The 18,756-nt window shown below is 49.0% G+C and carries 11 protein-coding genes; 1 reads left to right on the top strand and 10 read right to left on the bottom strand.

Translation table 11 applies throughout. The features are described 5' to 3' along the window. The 5 genes from HMPREF1548_RS20095 to HMPREF1548_RS20075 form a co-directional block, all read right to left on the bottom strand. A complete protein-coding gene (locus HMPREF1548_RS20095; protein WP_021638352.1) occupies window positions 1–3,381 on the bottom strand; it encodes an ATP-binding protein in 3,381 nt (1,126 codons plus the stop codon). Continuing rightward, window positions 3,350–4,126 (bottom strand): DUF4194 domain-containing protein, encoded by a 777-nt coding sequence (locus HMPREF1548_RS20090; RefSeq protein ID WP_021638351.1) that lies wholly within the window; start codon window positions 4,124–4,126, stop codon window positions 3,350–3,352. The genes HMPREF1548_RS20095 and HMPREF1548_RS20090 overlap by 32 nt, the downstream gene beginning before the upstream one ends. Next, window positions 4,110–5,537, bottom strand: a complete 1,428-nt coding sequence (locus HMPREF1548_RS20085) for a Wadjet anti-phage system protein JetA family protein (protein ID WP_035323019.1) — start codon at window positions 5,535–5,537, stop codon at window positions 4,110–4,112. Before HMPREF1548_RS20085 ends, HMPREF1548_RS20090 begins: the two co-directional genes overlap by 17 nt. A gap of 2 nt (window positions 5,538–5,539) precedes the next feature. Further along, the gene (locus HMPREF1548_RS20080) at window positions 5,540–8,362 is read right to left on the bottom strand and encodes a translation factor GTPase family protein (RefSeq protein ID WP_021638349.1); all 2,823 of its coding nucleotides are present in this window, start codon (window positions 8,360–8,362) and stop codon (window positions 5,540–5,542) included. 293 nt (window positions 8,363–8,655) lie between these two features. Further along, entirely contained in the window at window positions 8,656–9,585 is a 930-nt protein-coding gene (locus HMPREF1548_RS20075; RefSeq protein ID WP_021638347.1) for a hypothetical protein, read from the bottom strand. Window positions 9,586–10,036: 451 nt separating this feature from the next. On the opposite strand from HMPREF1548_RS20075, the gene HMPREF1548_RS20070 reads away from it, so the two are divergent. Next, on the top strand, window positions 10,037–10,891 hold the full coding sequence (locus HMPREF1548_RS20070; RefSeq protein WP_021638345.1) for an AraC family transcriptional regulator: 855 nt from the start codon (window positions 10,037–10,039) through the stop codon (window positions 10,889–10,891). Window positions 10,892–11,064: 173 nt separating this feature from the next. Here HMPREF1548_RS20070 and HMPREF1548_RS20065 read toward each other — a convergent pair whose 3' ends face one another. From HMPREF1548_RS20065 to HMPREF1548_RS30645, 5 genes are all read right to left on the bottom strand, one after another. Further along, entirely contained in the window at window positions 11,065–13,674 is a 2,610-nt protein-coding gene (locus tag HMPREF1548_RS20065; RefSeq protein WP_021638344.1) for a hypothetical protein, read from the bottom strand. Window positions 13,675–14,088: 414 nt separating this feature from the next. Next, window positions 14,089–14,901, bottom strand: coding sequence for an exosortase K (xrtK, locus tag HMPREF1548_RS20055; protein ID WP_021638342.1), 813 nt, complete (start codon window positions 14,899–14,901; stop codon window positions 14,089–14,091). Then, window positions 14,894–16,921, bottom strand: coding sequence for a VIT domain-containing protein (locus HMPREF1548_RS20050; RefSeq protein WP_021638341.1), 2,028 nt, complete (start codon window positions 16,919–16,921; stop codon window positions 14,894–14,896). Before HMPREF1548_RS20050 ends, xrtK begins: the two co-directional genes overlap by 8 nt. Window positions 16,922–17,318: 397 nt before the next feature. Next, on the bottom strand, window positions 17,319–18,461 hold the full coding sequence (glgD, locus tag HMPREF1548_RS20045; RefSeq protein WP_021638339.1) for a glucose-1-phosphate adenylyltransferase subunit GlgD: 1,143 nt from the start codon (window positions 18,459–18,461) through the stop codon (window positions 17,319–17,321). After that, a partial coding sequence (locus HMPREF1548_RS30645; RefSeq protein WP_021638338.1) for a GlgC family sugar phosphate nucleotidyltransferase occupies window positions 18,455–18,756 on the bottom strand: 302 nt, incomplete at its 5' end. The genes HMPREF1548_RS30645 and glgD, both read right to left, overlap by 7 nt.

Below are 18,756 nucleotides of genomic sequence, written 5' to 3'. Positions count from 1 at the left end.
TTATTCTTCCTTTATAAGCTGGGAAAAGTCCTTCTTTTCAAATTCCTGTATGGAAATACTTCTTTTATTGGGATTGGCATAAACAAAGGTCTTATCCACGTTCTCCAGATAGTTCTGGATCTTGTCATTTGTGGCGCTGATAATAGCCTGGAAGCCCAGCCCCCTTATCAGTTCGATACAGCTGGCCACCTTCTCGGCGTCCATTTTGGAAAAAGCCTCATCCAGCACCACCAGGCGGATGGTGGGACGGCGGGACAGCTTGGGCGACAGATTGATGTGGTAGGCCTGGGCAAAGCTGGCTAAAAGGGCCACATACAGCGGGTTCTGCCCCTCCCCGCCGGAGTTTTTCTTGATCATTTTGCTTAAGCCTATGACAAGACGTTCCTCGCCTTCCACAATCTGTTCCATTTCAAAGGAAAGATAGGTGCGGTAGTCCGCATATTTTTCCATATTCTTTTTGGCTTCCTCCTGCTCCCTGGCGCTGGCATTTTCCGGAGGGATGAAAATATGGATCAGGTCGTTCATCAATGTGCCGTACCTGCTCTCATGATCCATGGAAAACATGTTTATCTGATGCTCCACGGATCCTGACAGGGTGGCCGGATCGATTTCCAGGGATTCATCCATGAACATATCGTAATATTCCCCATCCAGCCCCTTGTTTTTGCTTATCCTGAACTGATAGCGGTCCTTCCCGAAGTTCAGCTTGCGGATAATGCGGTTCAGCTCGTCACGGCGGATATAGGCTTCCTTGATGGCGCTTCGGATTTTGTAAATGAAGTCTTCCTTAAAATGCTCCACGGCCACCCTGGCCTGCTCCATCGCCTTTTCTTCGTAATCCCGGATCCGGTCGCAGGCCAGCTCATCCAGCAGCTGCTGATATTCCCCGTTATTTTCCGCGCTGGCGGAGAAATCCCGGTTGGGGTGGCGTCTTAAGTACTCGGAGCGGACGTCAACCAGGCGGTTTTTCTCCGCCTCCAGGCGTTCCTCCGATTCGGTGATTGCGGAAAGTGTCTGGCGGATCAGCGCATCGTATCTGGGATTCTTCACCTGGGAAAACCAGGCGTCAAAATCCTCCTCCCAGGCAGGGGCGCCAATCAGCTGTCTCTGTCTGTCAAGAAGCTCCTCGTTTTTCTCGATGTAGGCGGCGTTGTCCGCTTCTATTTTTTTCTCCCGGTCATGGATTTGCAGCTTCAGGCTGTCGATATGACCGTCCAGGACCTTTTGCTTTTCCATGATTTCCTTACGCTGCTGACGGAGGATATCCACGCTTCCCGCACCGAGTTCTTCCATCCTTTTTTCCAGCTTTCGCAGCTGGGCTTCTTTTTTCCTTTTCTCCTCCATATCCTGGAACAGCTCCAGATAGTTTTCGGAAGGTTCCTGCAGATATTCAAAATCCAGCAGGCGCTTTGCGGCCGCTGCCATGGCTTCATATTCTTCCCGGCTGCGGTTCAGCTCCTCCAGACGCTCCTGCAGCTCCTTCTGGCGCTTACGCATACTTTTTTCACCGATAAAGGCGCGCCTGGTATAGTTCTCCGGATTCAGGCGGCGCAGCTGGAAGTTCTGGTACAGCAGGCAGTCTGCGGTCACGCCGATTTTACACTGGCGCAGTTTTGCAACATCCTCGCATTTGATTACATTTCCCAGTAAAAATTGAATGAAGGACTTCACATAAGGCTCTTTACATTCGATTTCCTCTGCCAGCGCGTTTTCCCGGACAGGATATTCCTGGGCGATGAGCTTTTCCGTATCCACAAGGGAAACCCGCCAGAATTTTTTGGCATCCAGCTGTTCGTAAATCTCCATGGCCGCCTTCACATATTTCGGCTCCACAATCAGGGCAAGCTTGTTCCAGGCCAGATAGCCTTCGATGGCGTTTCTCCATTTTTCATCCCGGATATCCAGAAGATCTGCCAGGATACGGACGGGTATGTTTTTGCCAAACTGCTCGTAAAGGCCCTTTTGGATTTCTCTTCTGGCCTCCTCCAGCTCCTTGGGGTAGGTTTTCCGTCCCAGCATGATTTCCATGAGGTCCTTTTGAATCAGATCCGCTTCCTTCTGCAGGCTCTTACACTCGGCTGCCGCCTCCTGGTGCTGTTTCTCCAGGTCGGTCCGCACCTCCTGCAGGCTCTTTTTCAGACGGCCCAGCTCCTCGCCGGAGATGGTTCCTTTCCGGAATTTATCAATATCCCAGATTGTCTGGTTGGAAATGTTCTCTTCCTCCTCCCAGCTGCCGATTTTTTCAGAAAGCGCGGCCCACCTGCGTTCACTTCGCTCAAGCAGAGCAAGGTTCTCCTCCAGGCTCTTCTGCTTGGCTTCCAGCTCGGCATACCCGCTGCCTATGATCTGGCGGTTGATCTCATCGTAGGCGGCCCCATATTCCTCCTTCAGTGCAAGCTGTGCGTCCAGGGCTTCCTTCTGGGCCAGAAGATCCTTTTTCCCTACCTCCACCCGCAGCCCAAGCTCCCCGATCAGCTCTGTCAGCTGGAGAATTGTCAGCTTATCCAGACGATAACGGCAGCTTTCGGTATTTCTTTTTCCCTCCACAAAACGGTCGAACTGATTTTTGATTCCTGTCAGCTCGTTGATTTCCTGCATGGCGTCCTCAATTTTTCGGCGCATACGGCCGTAAAGGACGACGCTCTCCTGCATATCTTCTATATGAATGTCCTGCTCCATGCAGATATACTCTTTTACGAAATCCTCCAGCTTGATATTCATGCGGAAGGGAATGGCGCGCTTGAACAGCCGGGGGAATTTCTCCATATCCAGCCCGCCCAGGTAAACATCGTACAGATTCCTGCGGAACCGTTCATTATTGGAGGTATAGAACCAGTCGTCCCTGGCAAAATTGTGCTGCAGGTAACTCTTTAGTTCCCCGATGGCCATAGCCCGCTCCTGCGTCCGGTAGCTGTTTTCCAGCAGGCCTCCCCGATGCCAGAAAAACAGCCTGCCGATTTCATTGGTTGCCGTTTCCACATCGAAAATAACGCCCACACATTCCTTTTCACCGCTCCCGGTCTGCTCCAGCTCCAGGACGATGGTGGTGGAAAAATTGTGGTTTCTTTTGTATTCAGCCTGGTTGTTTTCCCCGATATTGATCATGCCGCGCAGGTATTCCAGCAGGCTTCGATCCGAATCGTCCGCTGCCGCTTTGTTAAAAAAACCCCGGCCGTCGGTATTCGCATACAGGACGATCTGCATGGCGTCAATGACCGTGGATTTGCCGCTTCCGGAATGGCCGGTAAAAAAGTTGATGCTTTTGTTCAGCGTCAGTATTTTATGATCAATGTAATGCCAGTTGTTCAGCGCGATTCTGGTAATCGCCTTGAAGGACTGGCGGCCGGCCTCAGTCAGCTGCTGTGTCTGTGTACTCGGCATCTGTGTATCCGGCGTCTGTGTATCCGGCATCTGCATCACCGCTGTCTGTGTATCCGGCGTCCGGATCTGTGAACTCTCCGGCAGCATTGTCTGTGTCTGCTGTATCTCCATCTGGCATTTCTCCTTCTTCTTCCTCATTTGCATCCGGGACGGCTTCTTCCTCACTGAAGCTATTAAGCAGCTTCAGAATATCCTCCCGCATCAGCACCAGGTTGATGCAGGGATAGATAATAATGCGGGTGTGTTCGTTCAGCTCCTCCAGCACGTCAATCAGTTCTATCATCTGGTATTTTTTCAGCAGCGCCAGCGCCCTTTTTATCTCTGTAAGGGAGGACAGGCTTTTTGCCAGCCGGAACTCTCCCACTTTCCCGTTCAGCTCCCCAAAGGTGGTGACAATGTTCACGCTGGAGGATACCGCCGCCATCTGTTCATCATAAATCAGCTTCAGCAAAAGCAGATAGATGGTTGCAAGCTTGGGCAGCCGTTCGCCCATGGTAGCCTCCCCCTGCAGCCAGATAGTTCCCAGCTCCGTATTCTGGTTCAGCCGTACGCCCGCCACCGCAAAATATGCCGTCAAAAACTCCATATGCTTGTCGCAGAAATAAAAATCCTTATTGGCAATCAGCCGGCCTGCTTTTTTATCATATTTTCTTTCCAGCAGGAAGGTCTGACGGTACAGCTGCCTGATGACATCCTGCAGCTTTTCCTGTTCCTCCTGCGTCAGCTGTTCATATATTTCCAGCATCCTCTTTTTCCCCTTTTCTCTTAACGAATATCATTGCGGGGTAGGCAAAGCGTTCGCCTTCCACCTGTTCTCCCGAGGTGAGCACCTCAAAACGGCTGTTTTTACGCATGCAGATGTCATAGGCAAGGATCAGCTTTTCAAAATCCTCTTCACTCTCAAGGGCCATCGTCCCTGTCTCCATCACGCCGTCCTTCATATGCTCTTCAATAAAGCTTTCAATCTGCTGTTTGGTAAACCGGTGATGGATCTTGTTCAGCTGCAGTACCTCTTCTTTGGAAAGCTCCCTGTTTTCTTCCTCCGGCAGCAGATCTCCGGCAAAATTCTTCCGACGCCTCCGCCTGTACAGGGGATTATCATTCAGTACCTCCCAGGCGGAAAGATTCATCTTCTCCGCCACCCTGTTAATCCGCGCAAGCTGCGCTCCGTCCTCCTCCTGCTCTCCCAGCTTGTTCAGCAGCTGGATCACCAGGCCATGACGGTCGCTTTCATCGCTTAAAAGATAATTCAGGCGGCTTACCGTAGCGCGGATGTACTTGCTGTGCTCCCGATCCATATTGGTTATCCTGTGTTCAATAGATTCGAAGCCCCTCTCGATCTGGTCAATCAGATCCAGCACATCGTCATCCTGCCGCTTCTTAAAAAAGCCTTCCGGCTCCTTTTCCTTTTTGTCCTGAGACGCGCTCTGCTTTGCCCTGATCCGCTCTATCCATACATCATCCTCACGCATTTCCTTCAGGCAGCGTTTGATATCCATTTTATAGATGTAAAAATTATCGCTTGTTTTCAGGATGTGGTATTTTCTCTTTACCACCTCTTCCACGTAGCCCTCCAGATGCTCCTCCAGAAGCTCCCCATAGGACTGTTTTGCCAGCAGGCGGTCAAAGAATTTATCCATATTATGGAGCATATCCTGAAGCGCCTTATTCAGCTTCCTGGTATTGACCAGGGCGGTCTTTAGCATGGCAATATTCATCCTGGAGTCATTTTTGAAGGAAAAAAGAGTGGCATATACGTTCTGGATATAAATATCCGTATCCTCCATCGGCTGGTTCACCAGCTGTTCAAAGGCAGCGATAAAAACCGCCGCATAGTCGGGAATGACTATGTTGGTGGTCATCGTGGTATAATCTTCTATTTTCCGCAGCCATTTTGCCCGCAGCAGCCAGTTCAGGATACGCTTTGGAACCGCTTCCAGCGCCTCCTCTTCTGTTTCCGTTTCTTCCTTTTCCAGCTGGAACCTCCGCCGGGCGCACATATCCGCCAGAATCTGCACACATGCTTCCCTGCTTAAAAAGAAGTTGTTGTACTGATATTCATCATCTATGGTAAGGAGCGCTTCCATATAGATATCCCGGTTTACGGACCGGAAAAGGCCCCAGAAGGAGCCAGGAATCTCATATATAAATTTCAAATTTACTCATCCTCTTGTATTGTTTCCATCTGTTGGCAAGCAGAAATTTGCCTGCGTACCTCCTCGGACATGGAATCCAACAGGTAGCTTTTTTCTGTTTTCTGCTGTTCCAGATATTCTCCCCGGAGCCTGGCCGCGGCAAGTTCAATGTCTTCCTGCAAATCCCTTGCAGAAAGCAGCCGGCAGCCCTGGCCGCGGATTATAATCTGTTCCAGGCCGTCCGAGGTAGCCACTGTAATATCATATTTTTTCCCATTTTCATGGGTAAACTTTTCAATATACTGATCCGCGGTTTCCGCCTCTCTGGTATATACCACATGAATATTATGATAGTCAAGCACTTCTGTTGTGTGCCCCTGCACACGGTAGGCGTCAAATACCACGATAACCTGTGAATGCACCATGCCCTGGTAATTGCACAGAATATCCTGCAAGCGGCCTCTCGCCCCGTCAATATTCGCCTCCGCCAGGCTTTTTAACTCCTCCCAGGCAAAAATAATATTATAGCCGTCCACCAGAAGATACTTTTCCCTGGGCGCCCCGTCTTTTCTGCTTCCCGTATATACGGTTTCCCTGGACGGTACGGCTGTTTTATGTCCAAAACGGTTCCAGCCGTCCTTCCTTGGAAGCTCCTTATTTCTTTTATTGGCATGGAAGGTACGGGACAGAATCTCGTCAATTTCTTCCACATCAATCCACTCCCCGGCCGCCGCATTTCCCTTTTTTCCGGCATCGGCCCTTTTTATTCCTCCGGGATTTCCTTCCGCATTCCCATTGCCGTCCCCGCTTCTCTCTCCGCCGGGGCTATCTGTGCCAAACACTCCATCACTTCCGTCAGCGCCCTCCTGTCCCGGCAGCAGATCATCAAACCTCCTGCATTCCAAATGCATGTAGTCGGTCACCTTGTCCCATGGCACCACAAAGCCTGCTCCATGGGCACAGAATACCGAACCGGTAGGGTTTTCCGTATCCCTCTCCGGATCATAGCCGCTCTGCTCCATAACCTCAAGCGCATTGTGGCAGGGCTCATAGCCCTTTAACGAACAAAACAGCCTGCCATAGCCCTTCGTATAGGCGATTACCTCCTTCTGGTAATCCCGCATCGTCACCACAGGGCAGACACCGGTCAATACGGCCATGTCTCCTTCCGTAAATGGCGCATTGAAGCTGCCGTTCATTTTTTCAATATCCGTCATGGCCCGGCCCACCAGCTTTTCCGGCACCTCCAGCCGGAAGGCATACCAGGGCTCCAAAAGGATGCTGTGAGCCTGCATCAGTCCCTGCCGCACCGCCCGGTAGGTTGCCTGCCTGAAATCTCCGCCCTCCGTATGCTTCAGATGGGAACGCCCGGTGAGCAGCGTGATTTTCATATCCGTGATGGGAGCGCCGGTCAGCACGCCTCTGTGCTCCTTTTCCTCCAGATGGGTGAGCACAAGCCTCTGCCAGTTCCGATCCAGAATATCCTCACTGCAGTCGGAGGCAAACTGCAGGCCGCTTCCCCGCTCTGCCGGCTCCAGCAGCAGATGGACCTCGGCGTAATGCCGGAGCGGTTCAAAGTGTCCCACGCCTTCCACACGATCCGCAATCGTTTCCTTATATACAATGTGTCCGGCCCCGAATTCCACCGCCACGCCAAATCGATCCTGAATCAGGCTTTTCAAAATTTCAATCTGCACTTCTCCCATAACCTGGGCCTGGATTTCCTGCAGCCGCTCATCCCATACGATGTGCAGCGCAGGCTCCTCTTCCTCCAGCTGCCGCAGCCTGGGAAGAATGACCGGCACCTCACAGCCCTCCGGAAGCTTCACCTGATAAGTCAGGACAGGCTCCAGCAATGGCGCTGCGGAGGCCTGCTCCACGCCCAGCCCCTCTCCGGGACGGGTATGTCCCAGGCCTGTCACGGCACAGACCGTCCCCGCCTGCGCCTCGTTTATCAGCTCATATTTATCTCCGGAGTATATACGGATCTGGTTGACCTTCTCCTCCCAGACCTCCTGACCCGGCCGGAGCTTATCCTCCGCCCCTGCATTGGTCAGCATACTTTTTACCTTCAGGCTTCCGCCGGTTATTTTCATATAGGTCAGACGGTTTCCCTGGTCATCCCTGACGATTTTAAATATTTTGGCGCCGAATTCCTGCGGATAAACCGGCTGTACAGTATAGCGATCCAATCCGTCTAAAAACTCATCCACACCGGTCAGCTTCAACGCAGAACCATAAAAACAGGGAAAAAGCTTCCGTTCCCGGATCAGCTGTATCAGCTGTTCTTCCTCCAGCCGATCCTCTTCCAGGAACTGCTCCAGCGCCGCCTCATCGCACATGGCCGCCTGTTCATAAAACGCTTCATCCATTTCCCCGGAAAAATCCACGCAGCCCTCATCCAGCCTGTCCTTCAGTTCCTTCTGAATCGCCTCTTTGTCCGTCCCCGGCTGATCCATCTTATTTATGAAAAGAAAAACAGGGATCCCATACCGCTTCAGCAGCTGCCACAGCGTCTGCGTATGTCCCTGTACCCCGTCCGCTCCGCTGATTACCAGCACAGCGGCATCCAACACCTGAAGCGAGCGTTCCATCTCCGCAGAAAAGTCCACATGTCCCGGCGTATCCAGGAGGGATACCTCCATACTTTTCCATTTAAAATTTGCCTGTTTGGAAAATATGGTAATCCCCCTGGCTTTTTCCAGGGCATAAGTATCCAGGAAGGCATCTCCGTTATCCACCCGGCCCGGCTTTCTCAGCAGGCCGCTGCGATATAGAATGCTTTCCGATAAGGTTGTCTTTCCGGCGTCTACATGAGCAAGAATTCCTATAACTAATTTTTTCATATCTTATCCTGACTGTTGAATGAATTAGATGATTTATACTGGCTGTATAAGTTTTACAGTTATGTTCCTTTTATATTTTCATGGCCTGGCCAGTTCGCAGAGGCTGTCTGTCCAAAAGTTTCGCATCACCGCAGCACACGCGGCTTAGTCAGCATTGGAAGCGGCCGTCTTACGCCGTTTCTTTCATGAAAACGTTTTAAGTATACCATAAAATCAGGTCAAAAAACAGAGGAAGCTGTTCTTCAGATACGCTGAAATGAAGAAGCGGCTTCCCCTATTGTTATGTATGTTTCCTATTTATCCATATTTTCAGCAAAGTCTTCTATTGAAGCGGCTTTAATTGCTTCCTTCAGCCAGTTCTTCAACCGTTGCAAATCAGTCTCCTCCAGAAGCCTTCTGCGCAGTTCCTCCGGAACTGTACCAAGCTCTTCCAGTATTTCAAGAATACTTTCCGCTCTTCCTTTGACTTTTCCTGCTTTGTTGCCGTCCTCCCAGCTGTACTCCTTTTCCTTTGCTATAAAGCGTTCTTCATTGAATTCCGCCCACATTAATTCCTCCACCTCCGCTCTCTGTGTCCGCAAAATATCCGCAAGAACTCCCTCTTTCATACAGATATCCACCGCCTGCTTTACAGCGTCCTCCAGTTGTTCTCCTGCAGCAAGGCGTTCCCTGATGCGTTCCACAAACACCGCATATTCCCATAATTTCCGGCAATTGTCCATCAGCTCCCGATTATGGCCCAGATTAATATTCAGCATCAGCGCACTGCATTCCAGGGAAGGCTCCGCCGCCAGCCCTTCCGGCAAATAATAAGATTCCGACAGCTTTAAAACCATTCGATCAGGCAGCTGTGCCGTTCCATTATAAAAAACCAGATATTGAGGTAACGGCAGCATCAGCCTTCTGCTTCCATATAAATCTCCTCCGGAAGCATCCACATACTTCCTGTATATATCCGCTAAATAGAAAACTCCCCGGAGCGGCATGTTGGGACAATAGGTACTCTGATGCTCATATAAATTCAGCACATCGTCAAGCAGGAAGGACAGATCATTTTTCATTCCCATATACAAAACATCATCTAACGTCGTTATCTCTAATGCCTCGGCATCCTTATACTGTGTACCTCTCACGGCATTATATAACGCTAAAAGTTCTTCCTTACTGCTGAAAATCAACCGGAATAAACGGTCCTTATAAACTCTGTTCACTTTTACGTCCAATTAATTACCTCCATTATATTAACATTTTTTCTACAATGCAATAGTAAGTTACTTATTTTTATATATATAATTACAATAAACTGATATATCAAAGAGAATCGGAAGAAATATAGATGGTTGAAGATTTTTAAAGACAAAATTCTTACTTTTATAAAATAAGTAGAAAGACATGAAAGAATACATATTCTGTGTGAATACTCTGAAAATAAATCAACAACTACGTTTTAATTAAAGCCTTATTTAATTGTATAAACAAGTCCATTTTATAAGCCTAAACGTAATATATTGGAAAAACAGCTATACACATGATATGCTGTCTTTAATAAAACTACCGTGCCTTCATCTAAAATGAAGCAAGATCTAAAAATAATTCTGCTATTAAAGAATATTCTGCCCCTGAAATGTCGGGTAATCAATTTACAACTCAAATAAAATAATTATTGGAGGTGAGATGGTGAATATTCTTAAACAACTCGACAATGCAGTAAACTATATTGAAGCAAATCTGTGTAATGAGATTGATATGGATGAGCTTGCACGAATTGTCTGTATAACGCCAGATAGCTTTTTACGTTTTTTTAGCTATATGAGTGGTGTAACGCTGAATATGTACATACGTCGAAGACGATTGACACTTGCTGCATATGAATTACGCAGTTCAGATATCAAAATTATCGATGTTGCTGTGAAGTACGGCTACAATAGCGCCGATGCATTTGCAAAAGCGTTTGCAAAACAGCATGGCATCACTCCAACACAGGCACGCAGCCTGCATCAACAGCTAAGAGTATATCCGCCTATTTCATTTCACATTTTAATAAAAGGAGCAACAGAAATGAACTTCAGAATTATGGAAACAGCCCCCATCAGATTGCGTGGTTTACCAAAACAATTCATCGGAATTGCTGCTGACCGTTTTGAACAGGAACATATTATGTGGGCAGACGAATATGATGATTACATGAAACAGATCAATAAAGATATTCCGGGAATATGGTATGGGATATGGGAGCGCGGAACTTATTGGATTGCGAAAAATGAAATGGAAGCTGTCCCAGCCAATACTCTCCCTTACGAAATTGCCTCCGGTACATATGCTGTTTTTTCCACAGATTGCGGTGGCTTTGCCGGAGATGAACTACCAAAACTCAGAGAATTGATTTTTGATTCATGGTTACCTGACTCAGGATATATTCAAACGCGGGATAATGAGATTGAGGTTTATTATTTATATTCTAAAAATGAAAAAAGAAAAAGACATTACGAAATTTGGATACCTGTAAAAAAATCAGATCAATCCTTATAGCTATAAAACAAACTTATATATAATATTGGGAAATGAATATATTGTTCATTTTTTAACAAACCTTTATCATGGATATTAAAAGTAAAAGAGGACGCAAGCGGATTAGTTGTTTACGTCCTCTGCCCATTAAATGTCTTAGTGTAGCATCTTATAACTTTTACTCAGATATCTTTCTAAAGAAAAAACTCAACTTTTCTTTTCAGTGCCTTTTCGCTCTTTTCACCATCAGCTGTCATTATAATAAGCAGCTCTCCTTCATAAATACCTCCTACGATTCCGCATAAGAGAATAAACTCTCCCGTCCCGCAGCGCATATCCCGGAGTTCTCCAAGCATTACTGTAAATACGCCATTTTTCCTGCCGATTCTTGTTACCGAACGCAGGCGATATTTATCATCTTCTCCCTTTTCATAAAGAAGAGCCGGCCTGACAAAAAACAGTAATACGATTGCAAGAAGCAGTAAAACTACTGCTGCGCATATTACCGCCTTCAGTGTTCTCATCCAGCCTGCTTGCTCCGCGCGGCAGTTTTCAGGGTTAATGCTGCATAACGGGCAGTCAGGATTATTCTTTTTGCATCTGGTAAGGCAGGTACATTCCGCCGGCTCTTCCGTTTCTTCCAGAGCAGACACTACCCTTTCGTCTGCTCCTTCGTTTCTTTCCTCCACAGTATACGTTTCTATTTCCGGCTTATCTTTCTTCGGTTTGTGCTTCCGATCCGGCTGCTTCATATTATTATCTGAAATTTCCGGTTTCTTTTTTCTTCCAGGTTCTTTTCCTGCGCCTTTTTCATCTGATAAGTCAGGTTCCAATAGTGGATTATCTGTCCCGCCATCATCAGGCGCAGTAACAGTTTCGTTATCATCCATATCGTTATTATCCGTTTGGCCGCCGTCCGGTGGTCCGTCTTCATTACCGCCGTTGCTGTTCCCGCCGCCTCCCTGATTTCCTCCATCGCCGCCTTCGTCCGGTATCTGCATACGCCGCAGGGTAAATGAAGCTTCCGTAATATTTTCCAGTCTGTCTCTCACATAAAAATGATAGGTGCCCGGTTCGCTGAATTCATATTCTCCGGTATCCGTCCATTCCTCGCCATCTGTTGAAAAGGCCTTTCGGGCCAATCCGCAGCCAGGGGCACCATCCGGCTGCAAATCCTGCGCTTCCAGAATAATCCTTGCCTTACCATACAGCCATAGCTGTGGTTTCTGGGTAAAACTGAGCCTTGGGCCGGTTCTGTCAATATTAACCACACGGATTTCCCCTGTGGCCTGATTGCCGAAGCCATCCCTCACTGCTATATGAAAGGTACCGTTCTCCTTCACCTGTAACCTTTTATCCTCCGCCCAGGTCTTCCCGCCGTCACAGGAATATTCTTTTGCACCGGAACCCGGCAGGCCGGCATTATTTTTATCCGATGCATCCACAACTATGATGCATTCACGGCTCCAGCCCTCCGGTTCCAGGGACAAGGTAAATTCCGGCGGGGTCGTGTCGATATTCTGAATATCAATCGTCTGCTTTGCTATATTCCCGGTTTTGTCTCTCACTGCAACCGTAACGATACCGTTTTCCCTGATATCGATTTGGCTGCTTTTTCCCCAGGTTTTACCGCCGTCAAAGGAAAACGGTTCCTCTGCCAGGCCGCTTCCCGCTCCGCCATCCGGCTGGAGATCCTCGGCCTGGACTGTCACCCGGTTTACCCTGACATTAGCCGCGGTATCCCAGTCAATATGAATTTTAGGCGCCGTGTTGTCTATCGTATTAATTACCAGGCTCTTCTCCCCTTCATTGCCCAGTTTATCCCGCACCTTAATCAGATAAGTACCGTTTTCCGTAAATGTATGTATGTTCTCCTTCCAGGTGGTTCCCCCGTCATAGCTGTAACCCGCTTCAGCGATTCCGCATCCCGAATTGCCGTTTTCCTGGAGGTCCTGTGCTTTTACGGTTACCTCCACACCGCCGCCGGTCCAGTCTCCGGCATAGGTAAGCTCCGTAATCTCCGGCCCCCTTCTGTCTATATTATTGACAGCAACAGATACCTCCGCTTCCGCACAATTGTTGTTGCTTCCGGCATTCAGCCTGCAGGTATAGGTTCCGTTGCTTTCCACAGATAATTCATTCTGTGCGGACGGAGCCCCTCCATTCCAGATAAAGCTGTCGGAGGCAACCGCAATGCTGCCTTTTATTTCATACCCTGCTTGCAGCTTCACTTCTCTTGTCCACTGCGTGGTATCCGGATGCACCGTCAATACTGCGACCTCCGCTCCCTCCGTTTCACCGCAGGACATTTCATAACCTGTCACCTCGCCTTCATGGCTGCAGTCCAGTTTTTTATCTGTATGCGTAGTGCTGTCGTAGCCTTTGAAGCCGTCCGTTCCCGGACCGTGGTGTTCTGTAAAATGTATCTGTGTGTATTGATCCGCCGCACCGCAGGCACTGTGTTTTTTAATGACATTCTGATAGATTTCATGTACCTGTCCATGGCAGTCGCAGTGTGCATCCCCCTGCGACCAGAAGCCGCCGTTCCCATGTACGGTAACCGTACAGCTGACGGTACGGTAACATCCCTTCTCCTCGGAATGCTCATGAAACAATTCCCGGAAGCAGCTTCCTCCGTTCTCCTCACTGCCATCATGTCGATGGACTATGGACGCGGATACACTGCCATCAGCTTCTTCCGCCGATATTTTAAGTCCGCCCAGGCCCGCCGTTATCAGTGCCAGACATAGAATGCCTGCCATAATCCCCAGCCAGGCTATTTTTCTTATCGTTTGTAATCCCATAGGATACCTCCTTCATTGTTGTGTAAATTGAGATTCTAAAGTCCCTTAAAGGGTTGATAAATAAATCTAAGCACCAAAAGCATATTTAAGCGCCAAACCAAAAAATGAGCGCAAAAAATACACCAGAAGCTCAGTCCATAGGCATCTCTCCCTTCTTTTGTCCGACCTGTTCCGTAAAAATTGGAATTCATACCGGCTGATTCGCCATGATGCCGTCTTACATACGGCCTTTGAAATGGAAAAACGGATTACCGGGAAATGGTAACCGCCGTGAAAATACTTTATCACAAAATCATTCAGCCCGCAAGCTGTTTTATATAGCATAATCCTGCAAAAAAAACAGCGGCAGGGAAAGAACTTTACTTCCGTAAAATTTCTCCCTGCCGCCGCTGCTTTTACCGCCTCACAAAGTATTTATGGCAGCTCTTCTCCTCTGCCGGTGCCTGCGTCAGCGCTTCCACATCCTGTTCTTCCGTTCCTGACCAGAGAAGCTAACCAAAGAAGCAGAATTATTCCCACAATCACAGTTGTTACAAGCGCCGCATATTCCCCAAATCCGTCTCTGTTTTTTCCCCGGGCTCCGTTCAAAAACGGAATGCCGAGTACGATGGCAAAATACCAGAATACCGGTACCGCCCACTTGATTCGTCTGCGTTGGCGTCTTACCTCCCCTGCAACTATCCCCGCCATAAAATCCGCCACCTGATAAACCAACAGCAGCGCCATAAAATAAACCACAATCCCAATCAGCGTATGAAGACGTTGTGCCGTCAGCCACCCGCCTCCGGCCAAAACACCCTCCAGCCGAAGCGGCAGATATATGGCTGACACAATACGGATACCATTGACAAAAACAGTAAACAGATAGGAAAATACCATGCTTCCCGCCAGCCAAATAGTCTTTTTCTTTCCTGTTTTCATCCGGTGTATGCAGCCGTAAATAAGCGCTGCCATGCTCACAAGCATAAACTGGACTCCGGAACAGGAGGCAGCAATGATAAAACGCAGTTCATGATTTACATAGCCCCGCTGCGCTTCATAGGCAAAGGAAATCCCGCCCAGGCTCCCTGCCCACCGGGCCGTGGGAGCCAGAATCCATCTCAGTTCATCGCTTCCTGCCCTGCTGTAAAAAAACTTCAGACATGAAAGCACCACAAAGCCTGCGGCATAAAATATCAGGTTTTCTTTGAGCACCGCCTTCCATCTGCTTCCTGCCATGTTAATCATCCCTTCCTGCCGTCCTTCTTCTCCTGTTCCGGGAATAGACGTTTATCTCCGCCGCAGCCGCGGCAAATGCCAGCAGAAGCATGAAGCCCGGTTCCGAACCCACGGTATAGCCTCCTATAGCCAGATCCGACACCTGCCGGGGCAGTGGTATGGGTTGTTTCACATCCGTGCTTTCACCGCTTTCATTGCGGATCGTTTCCGTCACCGCGATAAAGGAGGTATATGGCGTTATCATGCTGTAATCCAGGCCTATCTGCGTTACTTCTTTTTTTGCCGCTCCTTTCAGATCCTCGCTGAAACCGTAATCCGTCAGCCTCTCCACCTTTTTTCTGGCCCAGAGATAACGGATTATATTATTTTCTTCCAGCGGCTCCGCGTCTGAAACCCGAATCTCCTGCACATAATCCCTGCTGCCTGATTTTCCCGTAATCCGGATCGTCCCGGCAGGCTCTCCCCTCCATTTTCCAAACAGGACAATGGGACGCTGGGCAAAGAGGGTAGACAGTACGGAGGGTTCCACCTCATATACGTCAAAGCCTTCATAATCCACCTGGATATCCGTCAAAAGCGGATATTGGATATAGGTTCTGAATTTTTCGGCTGTTTCCGCGGCTTTCTGGTCATCGGTAACCACGAAGGCTTCTCCCATTCCGGTCTGGGCAATGCCGTCTATCAGGTACCGGTTCACGGAAGAGCCTATGCCGAAGGAGAAAAAGCTGGCCGCACCCGCATTCTTGTTTATCAGATCAAAAATTTCTTTTTCCTCCGCAATATAACCGTCTGTGATAACTACAATGCTGCGTGATACCTCCTTTTCCGCCGGAATAGCCAGTGCATTTTCCAGCGCGGGCACCAGCTCCGTCCCGCCGCCGCCTTCCTGGGCATCAATCAGCGCCGTCGCCTTCCCGATGTTCTCAACGGTTGCCGGAACCGACACCGGCGACATCTGAAGCGAGGCGCCGGAAAACAATATCAGGTTAAAACGGTCCGTTTCCCGCAGGTTTGTTACCAGATCCCTGATAAGCTTCTTGGCAGTATCCAGGGGATATCCATACATGGAGCCTGACACATCCAGTACGAAAATGTATTCCCTGGGCGTAATGTCCTCTGTCTGATAGCGTTCCGGCGGCTGTACCATCAGCATGAAAAAGTTCTCCTTCTCCCCTTTTCCCAGCGTCAGACCACAGTTCACCTGATTCCCTGTCAGCTTATAATCCAGGATAAAATCCCTGTCCCCGGCAAATTCCGCCGGATTGGAAAGCGTCACCTGTGCCGCCGAATCACCGGTCCATGCCACATCCACGGCATGGGAGCTGCAGGTCAGGTCCGAAATAGGTACCCCCGCGGACAGATTGACGGTAATATTGTACCTTTCTGATGGTTCTTCCCCTGCCTTTAGAAAAGGACTGGCTATCCAACCGTCCGTTTCCATGGTTTTGGGTACATGGGGACTGGAATAACGCGGCCCGGCAACCGTTGGAAAAACAAACTGATACGTCCCCTCGGAAGGAACGATCAGCTCCGTATAATGCAGTTCTATCCGTATGGTATCCCCCGGCATTACATTGGCCACATCCATGGTGAATACATTGGGCCGCTGCTCCTCCAGCAAAGAAGCGCTTTTCCCTTCGCTTTTCGCCTGCTCATATTCCTGCTTTGCTTCCTGCTTTTCTTTGATTTTGGCAGTGATTACCTCATTCCCAATCTGCATCGTCATCCCATGGACGGTCACTCTTGTGGAAGCCGGAAAAACATAGCTTGCATTGATGGGGATCTCTCCCTCGTTTGTATAGGTCTGAGTCACAAAGGTTTCCGCAATGACACCGTTGATATTGGTCACCACCTCCGTTTTCTTCAGCGGAAAGCTGTCCGCCGACGCCTCCGTCCCTTCAATAAGAAAATATGGGGCGAGGGTAGTGTCACCCTCCCCGTCTGTTCCCGCTGCATGAACCGTCATGGAACAGGTTGTCAAAATAAGCATTGTAAAAATAATTCCCAGCCAGTTTCCTTTATTTTTCATCTGTGCTCTCCTCTGCGCGCTGCGCTTTTAACAGTTTCTAACCCTCACTTCGTACATGCCGGAACCAAATAGATCGTGTATACCTACGCATCCGGCATATACGAAGTCAGGATTATAATAATAAATTACAGCGCACAGGCATCAAATCTGCATCAAAGATGCATCAAATCTGTATCATGCGGAAATCTGCCTGACATCCCGCCCTTTTGCCAAACCTTCCGTAAATAAAAAAATACCCCGGGCTGCAGGGCCTTTTCCGGTAAAGGAATGTCCGCCGCAGTAAATCCGGGATATTTTTTCCTGTCCTGCGGCTGTTTAAGAAAAAACCGCCGCAGGATTCATTTTTCAGTTTATTCAGGCTGTCCTGCCTGCATATCCGGCAAATAACTGCCTGATATCATACCACCTGATACTTCGCCACATAAACAGGGAAGCTGTCCGTTCCCTTGATTTCCTTATCGGCAGTGATGGTCACATTCTTATCCGAAATAATGTATTCCACATTCACTCCCGGTTCAATCACGGTATCCTGCATCAGCACACAGTTCTTTACCTTTGCGCCCTTTCCTACCCTGACGCCACGGAAGAGAACGCTGTTTTCCACTTCCCCTTCTATGATGCAGCCGTCAGCGGCCATAATATTTTTCGCCTTCGCTCCTTTTATATAGCGGGTCGGGTTGTCGTCACGGATTTTGGTGTAAATATGGTTGCCGCCGAAGAGCGCGTCCAGGTTTTCCTCATCCAGAAGCTTCATATTTTCATCGAAATAGCTCTTAATACTGCTGATACGCGCAATATAACCGCCGAACTTATAGCCGCGCACATTCAGCTTATCCAGCTGGGGCGCCAGGATATCCCGCTCAAAATACACATAGCCCCTGACAAACGCGGCGGAGATCTGGCTGATCAGCAGCTCCCTTTCAATAATATAAATATTCAGGGACAGGTTCTGAATCCCCGGCTCCTCCGGATTGATCTGGATTTCCCTGACACGTCCGTCCTCGATATCCAGGGTATAGTACAGATCCTTATTCACATCGAAGGGTTTGATCAGCCCCTCCGGGATTTCCTCCTGGGCATAGGCCAGGGTCACATCGGCGCCGCTTTCAATATGGGCATTCAGCATGGCCTTGAAATCAAAATTGGCGGCCAAGTTAGCCTCGGACATAATCACGTATTTTTCCTTCTGATCCTTCAGAAAATCCAGAATGCTTGCCAGCGCCTCCACACGTCCGTTGTAGACCTTCACCGTTTTTTCCGCAAAGGGGGGGACGATGTTCAGCCCGCCGTTTTTACGTGTCAGATCCCATTCACGCCCGGAACCCAGATGGTCCATAAGAGAATGGTAATTCTTGCGGACAATCACGGAAATGTTGTCAATTCCGGCATTGACCATGCTGGACAACACAAAATCAACCATCCGGTAACGCCCTGCAAAGGGAATGGAGGCCATCAGACGCTCCGCAACCAGTTCAGGTACCAGGGAATCATAGCTGTTGGGAAAAATGATGCCGAGTGCATTTGCATTGGAGTTTACCATTCTACTTCACCATCCTTTACATTATGATCGATCATGGCATTGGTGCCTATCTTGGCGCCGTCGCCGATATACACACCTGCCCCCACTGTGGCCACGCCATTTTCCGCACCCTCAGGCATGGCGCCCACTTCGGCATTTTCACCGATAACCACATTTTCCGCAATGATGCAGTGCTTAACCACCGCGCCCGCCTTGATCACCGTGCCGCCCATAACAACCGCATCCTCCACATCTGCGCCAGGCTCCACAATAACGCCGGCAAACAGGACCGAATGCTTCACATGGCCGCCGATAC

It is taken from the genome of Clostridium sp. KLE 1755, from assembly GCF_000466465.2.
Classification (GTDB): Bacteria; Bacillota; Clostridia; order Lachnospirales; family Lachnospiraceae; genus Eisenbergiella; species Eisenbergiella porci.
This window is presented reverse-complemented; position numbering and strand designations above follow the sequence as displayed.

Coding starts and splice junctions, on each gene's coding strand:
- glgD (WP_021638339.1), bottom strand. CDS start 18,461: ATGGTAAACTCCAATGCAAATGCACTCGGCATCATTTTTCCCAACAGC.
- HMPREF1548_RS20080 (WP_021638349.1), bottom strand. CDS start 8,362: ATGAAAAAATTAGTTATAGGAATTCTTGCTCATGTAGACGCCGGAAAG.
- HMPREF1548_RS20050 (WP_021638341.1), bottom strand. CDS start 16,921: ATGAAAAATAAAGGAAACTGGCTGGGAATTATTTTTACAATGCTTATT.
- HMPREF1548_RS20095 (WP_021638352.1), bottom strand. CDS start 3,381: ATGCCGAGTACACAGACACAGCAGCTGACTGAGGCCGGCCGCCAGTCC.
- HMPREF1548_RS20065 (WP_021638344.1), bottom strand. CDS start 13,674: ATGGGATTACAAACGATAAGAAAAATAGCCTGGCTGGGGATTATGGCA.
- xrtK (WP_021638342.1), bottom strand. CDS start 14,901: ATGATTAACATGGCAGGAAGCAGATGGAAGGCGGTGCTCAAAGAAAAC.
- HMPREF1548_RS20090 (WP_021638351.1), bottom strand. CDS start 4,126: ATGCTGGAAATATATGAACAGCTGACGCAGGAGGAACAGGAAAAGCTG.
- HMPREF1548_RS20070 (WP_021638345.1), top strand. CDS start 10,037: ATGGTGAATATTCTTAAACAACTCGACAATGCAGTAAACTATATTGAA.